Source organism: Flavobacterium sp. CG_9.1 (assembly GCF_015751645.1).
Taxonomy (GTDB): Bacteria; Bacteroidota; Bacteroidia; order Flavobacteriales; family Flavobacteriaceae; genus Flavobacterium; species Flavobacterium xanthum.
In genome coordinates this window covers 1-14892 of the sequence record NZ_JADOVC010000010.1, presented here as the reverse complement: position 1 = coordinate 14892, position 14892 = coordinate 1, and the positions used below count along the sequence as shown (strand labels likewise).

At 33.3% G+C, this 14892-nt stretch carries 11 protein-coding genes; all 11 read left to right on the top strand.

Annotated features, from left to right (window positions below):
• Positions 1 to 29: 29 nt before the first annotated feature.
• On the top strand, positions 30 to 2477 hold the full coding sequence (locus tag IWX83_RS07100) for a response regulator (protein ID WP_196828647.1): 2448 nt from the start codon (positions 30 to 32) through the stop codon (positions 2475 to 2477).
• A 205-nt stretch (positions 2478 to 2682) separates the two neighbouring features.
• Entirely contained in the window at positions 2683 to 6861 is a 4179-nt protein-coding gene (locus IWX83_RS07095; protein ID WP_196828645.1) for a CheR family methyltransferase, read from the top strand.
• Positions 6862 to 7138: 277 nt separating this feature from the next.
• A complete protein-coding gene (locus IWX83_RS07090) occupies positions 7139 to 7333 on the top strand; it encodes a hypothetical protein (RefSeq protein ID WP_196828643.1) in 195 nt (64 codons plus the stop codon).
• A gap of 740 nt (positions 7334 to 8073) precedes the next feature.
• Positions 8074 to 8427 (top strand): DUF892 family protein, encoded by a 354-nt coding sequence (locus tag IWX83_RS07085; protein ID WP_196828641.1) that lies wholly within the window; start codon positions 8074 to 8076, stop codon positions 8425 to 8427.
• A gap of 19 nt (positions 8428 to 8446) precedes the next feature.
• The gene (locus tag IWX83_RS07080; RefSeq protein WP_073355673.1) at positions 8447 to 9829 is read left to right on the top strand and encodes an NAD-dependent succinate-semialdehyde dehydrogenase; all 1383 of its coding nucleotides are present in this window, start codon (positions 8447 to 8449) and stop codon (positions 9827 to 9829) included.
• 455 nt (positions 9830 to 10284) lie between these two features.
• A complete protein-coding gene (locus tag IWX83_RS07075; RefSeq protein ID WP_196828639.1) occupies positions 10285 to 11373 on the top strand; it encodes an alkene reductase in 1089 nt (362 codons plus the stop codon).
• A 63-nt stretch (positions 11374 to 11436) separates the two neighbouring features.
• Complete coding sequence (locus IWX83_RS17175; RefSeq protein ID WP_231379851.1) at positions 11437 to 11670, top strand: hypothetical protein; 234 nt, start codon at positions 11437 to 11439, stop codon at positions 11668 to 11670.
• Positions 11671 to 11673: 3 nt separating this feature from the next.
• On the top strand, positions 11674 to 11868 hold the full coding sequence (locus IWX83_RS17170) for a hypothetical protein (protein WP_370568395.1): 195 nt from the start codon (positions 11674 to 11676) through the stop codon (positions 11866 to 11868).
• Positions 11869 to 12234: 366 nt separating this feature from the next.
• Positions 12235 to 12708: a Dps family protein gene (locus IWX83_RS07065; protein ID WP_073355678.1), complete on the top strand. Its 474-nt coding sequence runs from the start codon at positions 12235 to 12237 to the stop codon at positions 12706 to 12708.
• Between the two features lie 26 nt (positions 12709 to 12734).
• Positions 12735 to 12857: a hypothetical protein gene (locus IWX83_RS17385; RefSeq protein ID WP_255546324.1), complete on the top strand. Its 123-nt coding sequence runs from the start codon at positions 12735 to 12737 to the stop codon at positions 12855 to 12857.
• 318 nt (positions 12858 to 13175) lie between these two features.
• Positions 13176 to 14561, top strand: a complete 1386-nt coding sequence (locus IWX83_RS17425) for an OmpA family protein (protein WP_196828637.1) — start codon at positions 13176 to 13178, stop codon at positions 14559 to 14561.
• Positions 14562 to 14892 lie beyond the last annotated feature (331 nt).

The following is a 14892-nucleotide window of genomic DNA, read 5'->3' as shown; positions in this document are numbered from 1 at the left end:
AACATTCAAACATTTATTTTACAATAAAAATGAAAATAAACAGCCCAGTCAAAATTTTAATGGTAGATGATTTACCTGAAAACTTATTTGCTTTAGAAGTAATTCTGTCTAATGAAAATTATTTATGTGTCAAAGCAAATTCAGGGAATGAAGCCTTAAAAATTCTGCTGCACCAGCAAGATTTTGCCATCATTTTAATAGATGTTCAAATGCCAATGATGGACGGGTTTGAAACAGTAGATTTAATTCGCCAAATCGAAAAGCTAAAACATGTTCCCATTATTTTTTTAACAGCCAGTATCGATAATTCTTCACAAATCTTTAAGGGTTATCAAGCAGGTGCCGTAGATTATATGATTAAACCACTTTCGCCAGAAATATTAAAAGCAAAAGTGGCTATTTTTGTGGATTTACATGAAAAGAATCAGGAATTATTAGTTCAGGCAGAACAACTGAAAAAACTAAATACCGACCTTACTGCTGAAAAACTACTGTCAGAATATTCCCTTAGTTTAATAGAGGCAAGTCATGATCCTCTATTTGCTATTAGTCCAGAAGGAAAAATAACGGATATGAACAATGCCTCCGTAAAAGCAACGGGTGTATCTCGCAAAAAATTAATAGGCACTGATTTTTTTGATTATTTCACAGAACCGCAAAAAGCGCGAGAAGTGTATCAAAAAGTGTTTGAAAAAGGACTCATAACAGATTATCCGTTGATCCTCCGCCATAAGAAAGGAACGATGATTGACGCGCTATTCAATGGATCAGTGTATCAGGATGACAAAGGGGAAGTACTAGGAGTAGTAGTTGTAGGCCGTGATGTTACGGATCAAAAAAGAATCGCAACGGAGCTAGTTGAAGCCAGAGTTTTTGCCGAATTAGCTACAGAAATTGCAGAAGAAGCAAAAATAAAAGCAGAAAGTGCTACTCTTATTGCTGAAAATGCAGTGAAAGCAAAACAGCAATTCTTGTCTAATATGAGCCACGAAATTCGGACTCCTATGAACGCAATTATAGGATTTACAAAAGTGGTCTTAAAAACAGATTTAAATGGTAAACAAAAAGAATATTTAGACGCAATTAAAATAAGTGGAGATACATTAATTGTACTTATCAACGATATTCTGGATTTAGCAAAAGTAGATGCAGGTAAGATGACGTTCGAAAAAACACCTTTCAAAATGAAATCTTCTATTTCAGCCATTCTTCATTTATTTGAGACTAAAATTGTGGAAAAAAACATAAAATTAGTTAAGGAATATGACAATAAAATTCCCGCTGTTTTAATAGGAGACCCTGTTCGTTTGCACCAAATTATTTTAAATCTTGTTAGTAATGCTGTTAAATTTACTAAAAAAGGAAAAATTACAGTAAGTATAGATTTATTATATGAAGATGAAGCTAAAATAATTCTAAAATTTGCGATAGCAGATACAGGAATTGGAATTTCCGAAGAAAAAATAGGATCTATATTTGAAAATTTTCAGCAGGCAACCAGCGGAACTTCAAGATTATATGGTGGCACTGGACTTGGTCTAGCAATTGTGAAGCAATTAATAGAGCCACAAGGCGGTAGCATTCGTGTAACAAGTACGTTAAATGCGGGTTCAATATTTAGTTTCACATTACCTTTCCAAAAGACAAATGCCGATGCAGAACTTGAAAACGAACTAAATGAAATCCATTCAGAGATGAAAAATATAAGAGTATTAGTGGTCGAAGATATTGCACTGAATCAATTGCTAATGAAAACACTTTTAGATGATTTTGGATTTATCAGCGACATTGCTGAAAATGGTAAAGTAGCTATTGAAAAGCTACAAAAACAAGAGTATGATGTTGTACTTATGGATCTGCAGATGCCAGAAATGAATGGTTTTGAAGCTACGCAATACATTAGAAATACGCTAAATTCTACTGTACCCATAATTGCATTAACCGCTGATGTTACTACTGTTGATGTAGAAAAATGCGCAGCGTCGGGAATGAATGATTACCTAGCTAAGCCTGTCGATGAAAAACTTTTATATAGTAAAATAGTAACTATTGTAACAACAGCCCAACCTGATAAATTTATAAAAAAATGCAAGGAAAATAAGAATTTTGAGGTAAAAAGAAAATACACTGACCTGAACTATTTAAAACAGCGGACCAAATCAAATCCAAAACTAATGATGGAAATGATTTCATTATATTTAGCTCAAACTCCACCGTTACTGCATACAATGGTACAAAGTTTAGAGCAGGAAAATTGGACTTTATTAGATGCTGCCGCCCACAAAATGCTACCCTCTTTTTCAATAATGGGAATCAGTCCAGATTTTGAAACGGTAGCAAAAAAAATTCAGAACTTTGCAAAAGACCAAGAAAAAAATGAGGAAATACAAAGTTTGGTACTGCAACTGGAAACCGTTTGTTTACAGGCATGTGCTGAGTTAGAGGAAGAACTTCTGCTACTCAAAAATAACATCTAAAATCTATTTATTCTTATCCACATTCAATATTTATTGGTCTACAGGTTTATAAATCATAATTATTTTATCCTTTTACAAAACATATTTCCTTATATTTAATGAATATTTTTTAAGCTTTTTAATGTGTGAGGTATCCTGAATTACTGGATAAAAAAAATTTATAGCCAATCTCATAACTATAAAATAACAATACATATTTAATATTATGAAATTAGCTCAGAAAGTCACTTCAAATAAATTAAGCCCGGAAAAAGAAGTAAAAAAAAATTCTTTTCCCGTGGTAGCCATCGGTGCATCAGCTGGAGGACTGGAAGCGTTTAGTATTTTACTTAAAAATCTATCGGTAAATACTGGCATGGCCTATATCTATGTTCAACACCTAAGTCCTGACCATAAAAGTTTACTGACTGTAATTCTTTCTAAGATTACGAAAATGAAAGTCCAGGAAATTGATAACATGGAAAAGATGGAACCAAACAATGTATATGTAATTCCACCCAATAAAGTAATCGAAGTAGTTAATGGGCATATTCAGTTGCACCCACGCATAAAAAAAAGCAGCCCTACGCTCTCAATAGACTTTCTTTTTTCCTCACTTGCTGAAACCCATAAAGCAAATGTCATTGGAATCATACTTTCAGGTTATGCCAGTGATGGTATGATGGGCCTCAAAGCCATTAAAGATGCTGGAGGCATCACTTTTGCGCAAGATGAAACGGCTCAAGCTAATAGTATGCCAAACGCAGCAATTTCTACGGGAGTGGTAGACTATATTTTACCACCTCTAGAAATTGCCCGTAAAATAGTTCAACTTAGTAAAAAAGGAATACCTACAACAGAGAGTCAGGACAAAGAAAGCAAAGCAGAGGAAGGGTCTCTTAATAATAACAATTACGATATAAATTCAATTTTTGAACTTTTACTCAAAGAAACGGGAGTGGATTTTAGTCATTATAAAATGCCCACCATTAAGAGAAGAATAAACTATAAAATGACTCAATATGGAATAAAGTCGATAGAAGAATATGTAAAACTTTTACTTCAAAAAAATAATGAAATTGAAATTCTCTACACGGATTTATTAATAAATGTAACTAGTTTTTTCAGGGAAAAAGGAACTTTCCAATTTTTAAAAACTAATTTATTAACAAAACTTTTAAAGAATAAAACTGCTGATGATACGCTACGAATATGGGTTCCAGCATGTTCTACAGGTCAGGAAGCCTATTCTTTTGCCATGATTATAGCCGATTTGCAGGAAGAAAAAACAAATACAATTGCTGTTCAAATTTTTGCCACTGATTTAAGCGAAGAGGCTATAAGAAAAGCCCGTGTTGGTGACTATTCTCAAAGTGATGTCGAATCCATACCTAAAAAATATTTAAATCGATTTTTCACAAAAACAGGTGAAAATTACCGCATTGTTAAAGAGCTAAGGGAAATGTGCATATTTGCGCCACACAATATTCTACGCGATCCTCCTTTTTCGCGAATGGATCTAGTAAGTTGTTGTAATCTTCTAATTTATTTTGATTCTGCCGCGCAAAAGAAAGTTTTTGCATCCTTACATTTTGCTTTGAATGATATTGGATATTTGATACTTGGCAAAGCCGAAAGCATTGGGACAACATCACAACTTTTCACATTAGTTAACAATAAATTTAAAATCTATTCTCGAAAAAATAATTTGGGAGTTCGAAAGATACTTGAATTAACACCACGTTTTACACGCACTACTATGTCTAATAAAAAAGTAAACACTACCTCTAAAAACATAAGTGTCAATCAAGAAAGTATAGAAAATGCTATTGACGCTGAACTTCTTTCTAATTACATGCCAGCCTGCGCTGTGGTGAACAAAGACATGGAAATACTCCAGTTTAGAGGACCGGTCTCCTCCTACTTAGAGCATTCATCCGGTAAAGCCAGTCTAAATATTTTTAAAATGGCCAAGCCAGAATTTGCTTTTGAACTCCGGAACGCGATTAATAGAGTTATAGAAACAAAAAAAACAGTATCTAAATCAGGCATAGAAATCAAAATTGAATCCGTTTTAAGGTTGATGTCTTTTGAGGTGCGCCCACTTAAAATTGAGTGGGACGAACCCTTACTTCTGATTGTTTTTAAACCGCAGGAACTAGTAGAAAAAATTAATGAATCTGACGTTGATGGAACAAGCAATGCTAAACTCAAAGATTTAAAAATAAAAAAACTGACGGAGGAACTCATTGCTACTCGCGCTGAAATGATTACTATTGTTAAAGCCCAAGAAAATATTTATGAGGAATTACAAGCTGCAAATGAGGAAATCGTTTCGTCAAATGAAGAATTCCAGACTTTAAATGAAGAATTGGAAACCTCAAAGGAAGAAATTGAAGCCACTAACGAAGAACTCATTTTTACCAATCAGGAATTACAAATGCGCCATGATTTATTAATAGAATCACATGCCTATTCTGAGGCTATTATTGCCACCATACATGAACCTATGCTTGTTTTAAATAAGGATTTTCATGTAATATCCGCTAATAAATCTTTTTACAAAAAATTTCTAGCAGATAAAAAGGAAACCGAAGGAAAACTATTATTTGATTTAGGTGATAAACAATGGAACATTGCAAAACTTCGTGAAGTACTAAATGATATCCTTTCTAAAAATAATAGTTTCGAAAATTTTGAAGTAACCCACACCTTTTCTAGCATTGGAGAACGAATAATGTTACTTAATGCGCATTTGATTGTTCAAAAAACAAACAGCAAACCACTCATTCTTTTGGCTATTGAAGACATAACGGATCGGTCTCGATATTATCTCAAAGAAAAATATTCACTTAGTCTTATAGAAGCAAGTCTTGATCCTCTGACAACAATAAACAATGAAGGAAAGATTACTGATATGAACAGGGCAACTGTAAATATAACGGGATTGTCACGAGAGAAATTAAAAGGAACTGATTTCTTTGGCTATTTTACAGAGCCTGAAAAAGCTCAAGCTATTTATAAAGAAGTCTTCGCTAAAGGTTTTATCACTAATTCTCCAATTAAACTTCGTCACAAGAGCGGAAAACTTACTGATGTGTTATTAAACGGCTCCGTTTATAAAGATGACCAAGGTACTGTATTAGGAGTGGTTATTGTGGCAAGAGATGTAACGGATCAAAAAAGAATTGAAGCTGAATTAATAGAATCAAAAGTATTTGCAGAGTTGGCAACTTTAACCGCAGAAGAAGCAAAAATTAAAGCCGAAGAAGCGACAAGAGCTGCAGAGGACGCTGTAAAAGCGAAGCAACAATTCTTATCCAATATGAGCCATGAAATTCGGACTCCGATGAATGCAATTATAGGATTTACCAGCGTGCTTTTAAAAACTGAATTAACCACTAAGCAAATAGAATACTTAAACGCCATACAATTAAGTGGTGATACTTTGATCGCATTAATAAACGATATTCTTGATTTAGCAAAAGTAGATGCTGGAAAAATGGTTTTCGCAAAAAAATCATTCGAAATGGACGTTTCAATAGCCTCAATGCTCCAATTATTTGAAACAAAAATTCAAGAAAAAAATTTAAAACTGGTCACTCACTATGACAAAAAAATACCCAAACTCGTTTTGGGAGACTCCATCCGATTGCACCAGATTATTTTAAATCTCGTTAGCAACGCTGTTAAATTTACTTCTAAAGGCACTATTAAAGTCAGCACTAACTTATTGTTTGAAGATGCTGATAAAGTAATAGTTGAATTTGTAATTGCTGATAGTGGCATCGGTATTCCTGAGGATAATATAGATTTAATATTTGAAAATTTTCAACAAGTTAGTAATGGATCTTCCAGCAATTATGGAGGTACGGGTTTAGGATTAGCCATTGCGAAACAATTAGTAACATCACAAGGAGGCAGCATTCGTGTCAAAAGTAAAATAAATGAAGGCTCCACATTTAGTTTTACGCTATCTTTTCAAAAGACAAAAGGCAATACCGAGAAACAAACTAATTTAATTGAATCCAATACTTTATTAAAAAACGTAAAAGTTTTGGTGGTTGAAGATATGCCACTCAATCAATTATTGATGAAAACAATTTTGGATGATTTTGGTTGTGATCGTGAAATTGCTGACAATGGAAAAATTGCTATCGAAAAACTGGAAAAAAAATCATACGATATTATTTTAATGGATCTTCAAATGCCAGTAATGAACGGTTTTGAAGCTACAAAACACATTCGGGAAATCATGAAATTAGACACCCCAATTATTGCGCTTACGGCTGATGTTACGACAGTAGATTTGGAAAAATGCAAAGGTGCGGGAATGAATGATTATATCGCCAAGCCCATTGATGAAAAATTATTGTATTCTAAAATTGTCGAACTGATACAATAAATTCTATATATTTTACTCAATAAATTTAGAATATTAAAGTGAAATTTTTAATAAAAATGTTAATTAGATTCCTAAATAATCCTCTTTTATGCTGAAGTGTGAATGATATAACTTTTATTAACAATTGTATAACACTTGCAAGAGCCAATCAAAATATATTTGTAATATAATTGGTGTACGGTGAAAAGTCATGCTAGTTAATTTAAAGGTTCGCTTATAAATCAATCGGTTTTTAAACAAACTTTTAAAGAAAGTATTAATCTTAAAATTAAAAATCATGAATCTTAAAAGAATCTTTGGGGCGTTATTAACAGCTCTTGGAATAGGTGGTCTTATCTACACAGCAGTTATCTTTGCTGGAACTTCAGGTGGAACGACAGATGTTAAATCGTTAATCATATATGGAATATTAGGAATTATTTTCTTTGTATCTGGAATTAGCTTAGTTCGTACAACAAAAGACGAGTCATAATTGTATTCTTTTACAAAATATAGGATTTAGAGTAAAATCTAGTGTCGGACTGCAATTAAATTGTACTATATTTTGAGTGAAACTCATAAAATGAATCTTTTAGATTAGTATTTTTCAAGTTATACCCAGTAAAATATTTCATTGTAAGAAACAGGATTAAAGACAGAATGAAATAGAATCTTTTTCGTTGGAAAAAGGGTTAAAGAATGGGTGTAATTTGCATTCAAAACTAATTTCAAGACAATAAGCACATCCTCTCTGGTTTATAATCAGAGAGGATTTTATTTTCATATCAATCCTATTTTATTTATTATTTCAGTACATCCTTTTATTATCAATAAATAACGTAACCTCCTATTTTTAGTAGTACACTCCATTTTACTGAGGTCTTAAGAAATACCCTATTTATCTGTAAAATCCAACTTAATTAGTACCAGACAAAGAAAAGGATTTATATTTTATGAAAAATATTGTTTACTTAAGGTCTACAGAATTGTAAAAATGTAAAGCTCTTACCAAAGAAACAATAGGCCAAATTACCATTACAACTTTAAAAAATCATACCGGATTTAAAGATCATTTTCCTCTAGAAAATGAAGTAAAGCACCACTACTACATTAGTTTATTATGTTGCTACCTGTGAATATTGCAATTCCTTTCTAATATTGTGTAATGATTTTGGGATTGTAAAAACGAACTTTACATTATTCAATTGAATTGCTGTCTAAAACCATTAGCACATGAAAAATAGTGTCAATAAAGCCGATAAAAAAATAGTTTTGCAAAAAGAGAAAGGAATTTTAAACGAATCCGCTCTGGAAACTAAAAAAGAATATCGCAATATTTTTGTAGAGGAATTAAAAGAAATTTACTTTTCAGAAAAAGCACAAATAATCTCCATTCCGATATTGATAAAAAATGCGGCTACCGAAGAATTAGCTACTGCACTCCAAGTCCACCTACAATTTACAGAGGAACATATTAAGCGTCTTGAAGATTTTTTTAATTCAATCGGTGAAGCAAACATTATTTTGAAATATGAAGCAATGTATGGCTTATCCTCATCCCAAAAACCACAAAATAAAATCAATTAATAATTCTAAATAAATAAAAATGGCTATTCAAACTGTTAATCCTTATACCAATAAAGTCGAGCGTACTTTTGATGAGATGACTGAAAAAACTGTTGATTTGTTGATTACTCAATCCGCAAAAGCATTCACTTCTTGGAAAGAAACGAGCTACGAGGAACGTGCTCAAATATTGCATAAAGTAGCTGCTTTAATGCGAGAGAAAAAAGAACATTTAGCTTCACTAATAACTTCCGAAATGGGTAAATTAATTGCTCAATCTGAAGGTGAAATTTTGTTAAGTGCTGCTATTTTTGATTATTATGCTACTAATGCAAAGACCTTTTTGGCTGACAAGCCCCTAGAACCTGAAAATGGAAGCGCTTACATTAAATCCAGTCCGATAGGCGTGATATTAGGTGTCGAACCATGGAATTTCCCTTTCTATCAAGTAGCAAGATTTGCCGCTCCTAACCTTATGGTAGGAAACACTGTCCTAGTAAAACATGCCTCCATGGTACCACAATGCGCAGTTGCAATTGAAGAATTATTTAATGAAGCTGGTGCACCTAATGGAATTTATACTAATTTGTTTATTTCTGGAAAAAGAGCATCAGCTTTGGTTTCTGATAAAAGAATTAAAGGAGTTTCACTAACAGGAAGTGAAGCAGCTGGCGCCAGTATTGCGGCTGAAGCTGGACGCTATTTAAAAAAATCAGTTTTGGAATTGGGTGGTAGTGATGCTTTCATAATTCTGGAAGATGCTGATATTGACAAAACAGTGGAATGGGCAGTGGTAGGTAGAATTAACAACAACGGTCAAAGTTGTGTGGCTTCCAAAAGATTCATTGCCGTAGAAGCTATAGCTGATGAATTTATTGAAAAATTTAAAGAAAAGCTATCAAACTTAGTTGTTGGGGATCCAATGGATTCGAAAACTGAATTAGGACCCATGAGTAGCGAAGAAGCCGCAGTCACTATCATTGACCAAATAAGAAGATCCGTTGACGCAGGAGCAACTATTTTGTTAGGAGGAACGCGTGCTGATATGCCGGGAGCCTTTGTGCAACCAACCATTTTAACCGATTTAAAACCAGAAATACCTGCTTATTACGAAGAACTATTTGGCCCTGTTGCCTCCTTTTACAGAGTGAAAGATGAAGAAACTGCCATTATTTTAGCAAATGATTCTGATTTTGGACTTGGTTGTTCCATTTTTACCAAAGACATTAAACGAGGAGAAAAAATAGCTAATCAAATTGATGCTGGAATGGTATTTATCAATCATCCCACTTGGACGCAGGCTGATTTACCATTTGGAGGTACAAAAGGCTCTGGTTACGGAAGAGAATTGTCTGAATTAGGAATACAGGAATTTGTCAATAAAAAACTCATCCGTGTTAGTGGACTTTCAGATCCTTTGTAGCTTTCATTCAAATAAGTAGAATCATTAAATTTTGTTAGGTAGCATCTTTTCTGGTTTGCCAGATTGGCGCAACGGCATCTAGAACATAGGGGTTTTCCAATCTTCCGCCTATGACCAACGAATTGGTACACGAGCTGGATAACCGTTAATCAGAATATTCAACGCATGTTATCTAACTTAATTTTTTGAAAAACAGAAATAAATAATCAGTGTTCGTGCTAAATAAAACTAGACTATCATACTTTAATACTTAAGAAATCTCGTTTCAAATATTTCTCCTTACCAGAGGTTTTCTGAGCAAAATTTCATCGTTAGGAAATAGGGTAGCGAGTTTTCTGAAGGTATTAAAATCAAAATCAGCTTTATAAAAGAGCATTATATTAAATTTTGTTAGTTTTAAAAAACAGATCATTTAATACAATTATCTTTATATCAGCAATCTAACAACAAAAAACATGAAAACTTACGAATTATTCACACCAAAAAAAGTGGGTTCTATTGATTTAAAAAACAGAATCGTAATGGCACCAATGACACGAAGCAGAGCGATAGGAAATGTTCCCAATGAATTAATGGCCACCTATTACAATCAGCGCTCCACTGCAGGGCTCATCATAACTGAAGGGACATCCCCTTCACAAAATGGATTAGGATATGCTAGAATACCAGGTATTTTTAACGCTGAACAAGTAGAAGGCTGGAAAGCAACAACAGGCGCTGTTCATAAAAATGGAGGGAAAATAGTCGTCCAATTAATGCATTCGGGAAGAATAAGCCATCCGCTTAATATGACTAAAAGTGCTCAAATACTTGCTCCATCGCAGGTAAAAGCTGCGGGGCAAATGTGGACTGATGCGAGTGGATTGCAAGACTTTGTTGTTCCCAATGAAATGACATTACAAGATATAATACATGCCAAAACCGAATACATCAGTGCAGCTAAAAATGCTTTATTTGCTGGCTTTGATGGTGTCGAGTTGCATGCTGCCAATGGGTATTTACTTGAAGAGTTTCTATCGCCCATAAGTAATATCAGAACAGATGAATATGGCGGAAGTATAGAAAACCGTTGTAAATTCGTATTAGAAGTTACGGCAGCAGTTGCTAAGGCTATTGGAAAAGAAAAAACAGGAATACGATTGTCGCCTTATGGTGTAGCTAGCGACATGCCACATTATCCAGAAATTGAAGCTACTTATGACTACTTATCTAAAGAATTGAATAAATTAGATATTGCTTATATTCATCTTGTCGATCATTCTGCCATGGGTGCTCCTGCCGTACCATTAGAAATTAAAAAATTAATTCGTCATAATTTTAAAAACATCTTGATTAGCTGTGGAGGTTATGATAAAGAAAGTGCAGAATCAGCCTTAGAAAGCGGACTTACGGATCTGGTTGCTTTTGGAAGACCTTTTATCAATAATCCAGATTTAGTAGAAAGATTTCAGAACAATTGGCCTTTATCCCAAGATCTTGATATGGATTTGTTTTACACCGCTGATGAAAAAGGATATACTGATTATCCAGCTTATAAAATTTGATTTTAGGATTTATATGACCAAAAGACCGTCTTTTTCTAGCGACTTTCTTTAAAAGAAATCTTGATGAGAAATAGATCTCAGGTACTCTTTTTGTTAGGTGATGAAAAAGATAATTTACTACAAAAAATTTTAGAAAAAATCCCAAAAGGACATCTTCATGAACCGAACCCTTTTCACATAGATGTTAATTTTTTACAATGTAATCGACATGGGCAAACAATTCGAAGTTTAGCACAACGCTATAACCATGATCGACTTTCTGGCATTAGTTATATTTCAATTTTACCTGTAGATTAAGGCATTGAGCATACAGCAGGAAGTTCGTTTGCTTCCAATCCCATTTATTTTGACCCTGAAAACATCATAATTTTAACTATCGAAGGAGGCTGTAACGCTGTCGCCTCTACCATGGACGGATTAGCCATGCTATCTAGAAAATATGCTCATAAAATTCATTTTATGAGCAAAATCAACCATAATGAGCTCCTGACATAACAGGTCAAGCAGATCATTTACGAGTTACTAATCAAGCAGACATCATAAAACAAAAAATACCCAAAAACAATAGTGGTTTTACTGCGATATAAGTAACGGACTATAAAATAACTGTTTACAATTTATGAGTACTCCATTGAACGTCGCTAAAATGTTACAAATCACTGAAATTCAATATTTTGAAATTAATAAAGTGTGAAATATGTAACATATTATTGTAATTTTATAATACTTTTTGACGCGAATACACTCATCTTTGTATAGTAGTTTTAATCCTAAAGAAGAACTTATTTTAAACCTTCTAACAGGAAATAAAAGCTAATTATTTTAAAAATCACACTTAATAGTAAACAAAATCTTAAAAATATGAAACTTCAAATTGGAATTACAGAAGCACATTTAAAAAACAGCATTTCGATCCTATCCTCCATTTTAGCAAATGAAATGACTTTATACATTAAACTAAGAAAATTTCATTGGAACGTATCCGGTCAAAGTTTCATGGAACTTCATAAGTTATTTGAAGGTCACTATACACAACTCGAAGTATCAATCGACGAAACTGCCGAGCGAATAAGCAAACTAGGTGGAAAGACTATTGGAACAATGAAAGAGTTTTCGGAATTAACGATAATCAAGGAATCTCCAAATCAATATCCTGCGCAAAAAGAAATGCTTAAAGAATTATTAGAAGATCATGAAACACTGATTGTTCAATTGCGAAAAGATGTCGATGCAAGTGCAGATGATAATAAAGATGCAGGAACAGCTGATTTCCTTACAGGTTTGATGCAAGATCATGAAACCATGGCATGGACATTACGTAGGTATTTAGAATAATTTAGTAACGATAAAGTACGAATAAAATGGAAAGTAGAGAATCAGAAGTTTATTTAGTTTCAAGAAGTAATTGCAGAGTAGGCACAATTACCGCTAAAAGAGATGTTGAAGAAATTAAAAAAACTAAAGAAACGGACTCTAAACAGTAGCATTTTATAAGTAGTAAAAATACTAAGCACTTATTTTTATTTTAGTATTTCACAAAACAACTACATCGTTTATTTAAACAAGTAGAACCATTTAAAAACTTTTTTCAAAACTGCCTCTATGAGCAGTTCAATGGAAATCATGTTTTTAAATGGTTTATTTTTTTTAAAATAATGGTAAAGAGCAAGCACAGCCAGGCATCTAAAACCCAAAGTAAGCCTGCATAAATGTGGGAAATATACAAATTTTTACAATAGTTCTATAACAAATAACATCCCAATCTTGATGACCTTTGTAGGGAATAATTTAACATAAATAAAATGAAAAAAATCCTATTAGTATGTACCTGCTTAGCATTTACATTTATCGCAAAAGCGCAAACTGAGGACAAGAAATGGAACATTGGTCTTCATAGTGGTGTGACACAGTATCAAGGTGATTTAGGAAATAATTTTTATAAAACTGATAAAGCATTTTACGGTTTTGGAGGTATTTCAGTTTCTCGATACTTAGGTCGTTATTTTGATTTGAACTTTTTAGCTTCAAAAGGAACAATTGGATACAACGATGGAACAGTAAGAAGTTTCAAAAGTGACTTCAACTCTGTAGCATTAAATTTAAGATTTAATATGACAGGTCCAGAATCTGTAGTTAGACCTTATGCTTTTGCAGGAGTTGGTGCTATTTTATTTGACAATGACGTAAACTTTGATCAAGATAGAATTGATTATGCATTACCGACTGCTGGTGGTGGATTAAATTTTAGATTGAGCGATGTAATTACACTTAATTTACAAGAAACGTTCAGTTTTTCTAACAAAGACAGAAGAGACGGTGTTAATGATAATGGTAAAAAAGATGCTTATCTTTCTCACATGGCTGGTTTGACTTTCAATTTGGGAGAGAAAAAAGATGCTGACAATGATGGTGTTGCTGATCGTAAAGATATGTGTCCTGATACTCCAGCAGGTGTTGTTGTTGATGAAAATGGTTGTCCATTAGACAGAGATAAAGATGGCGTAGCTGATTATTTAGACACTTGTCCTGATGTTGCAGGAACTGCATTATTAAATGGTTGTCCTGATTCAGATAATGATGGAGTAGCTGACATTAATGATAAATGTCCTGATACTAAACCAGGAACAAAAGTTGACGCAACAGGTTGTCCTATGGACAATGACAAAGATGGAATACCAAATGACTTAGATCGTTGTCCTGATACAGCTGGTCCTGCAAGTTTAAATGGTTGTCCTGATACTGATGGAGACGGTGTAGCTGATATGGATGACCGTTGTCCTACTGTTAAAGGTACCATGGAAAACAAAGGATGTCCAGAAATTACAAAACAAGATGTTGAAAGAATTACGTACTTAGGAAGTAAAATATTCTTTGAAAACAATAGCGACAAATTAAAAGTTGGTTCATTAGTACAATTAGATGAATTAGTAGGTCTAATTAATAAATACGATGCTTCAAACTTAGTTATCGAAGGACATGCAGATAGTAATGGTGGTGATGCTTTTAATTTAGAATTATCTCAAAGACGTACTGAATCTGTTAAAAATTATTTGATGGAGAAAGGAATTGCTGGATCAAGAGTAACAGCAGTTGGATACGGAGAAAGCAAACCTATCGCAACAAATGCAACGGCTATTGGACGTGCAAAAAACAGAAGAGTAGAGTTGAAAATGACTTACGAAAAATAAGAAGATAAGGTTGGGTTTAGGTTTGGTTAGTTGAGGGCTGTTGGAAACAACAGCCCTCTTTTTTTGTTTTATTTTTAGATCCTTTGAAATATAATTCGAAAATAAAAAAGCATTTTGCACTCTATTCCTACAGTTGAAAGCAATACTTAGGCTTTAAAATTCAGCTCCGACCACCTTGTTTTTCGCCTATTTCTAATAAATTTTAGATTTTATTGACTTTTGGTTTTTAATAAACCTATGCTGCGACCTATTCACGATGCAACTTTTTCAAAAACTTAAGATAGTTTTTAAGTTTTAATTTTCTGTTGCGCGGCTGAAATCGGAAATAACT

Coding starts and splice junctions, on each gene's coding strand:
- IWX83_RS07100 (WP_196828647.1), top strand. CDS start 30: ATGAAAATAAACAGCCCAGTCAAAATTTTAATGGTAGATGATTTACCT.
- IWX83_RS07095 (WP_196828645.1), top strand. CDS start 2,683: ATGAAATTAGCTCAGAAAGTCACTTCAAATAAATTAAGCCCGGAAAAA.
- IWX83_RS07090 (WP_196828643.1), top strand. CDS start 7,139: ATGAATCTTAAAAGAATCTTTGGGGCGTTATTAACAGCTCTTGGAATA.
- IWX83_RS07085 (WP_196828641.1), top strand. CDS start 8,074: ATGAAAAATAGTGTCAATAAAGCCGATAAAAAAATAGTTTTGCAAAAA.
- IWX83_RS07080 (WP_073355673.1), top strand. CDS start 8,447: ATGGCTATTCAAACTGTTAATCCTTATACCAATAAAGTCGAGCGTACT.
- IWX83_RS07075 (WP_196828639.1), top strand. CDS start 10,285: ATGAAAACTTACGAATTATTCACACCAAAAAAAGTGGGTTCTATTGAT.
- IWX83_RS17175 (WP_231379851.1), top strand. CDS start 11,437: ATGAGAAATAGATCTCAGGTACTCTTTTTGTTAGGTGATGAAAAAGAT.
- IWX83_RS07065 (WP_073355678.1), top strand. CDS start 12,235: ATGAAACTTCAAATTGGAATTACAGAAGCACATTTAAAAAACAGCATT.
- IWX83_RS17385 (WP_255546324.1), top strand. CDS start 12,735: ATGGAAAGTAGAGAATCAGAAGTTTATTTAGTTTCAAGAAGTAATTGC.
- IWX83_RS17425 (WP_196828637.1), top strand. CDS start 13,176: ATGAAAAAAATCCTATTAGTATGTACCTGCTTAGCATTTACATTTATC.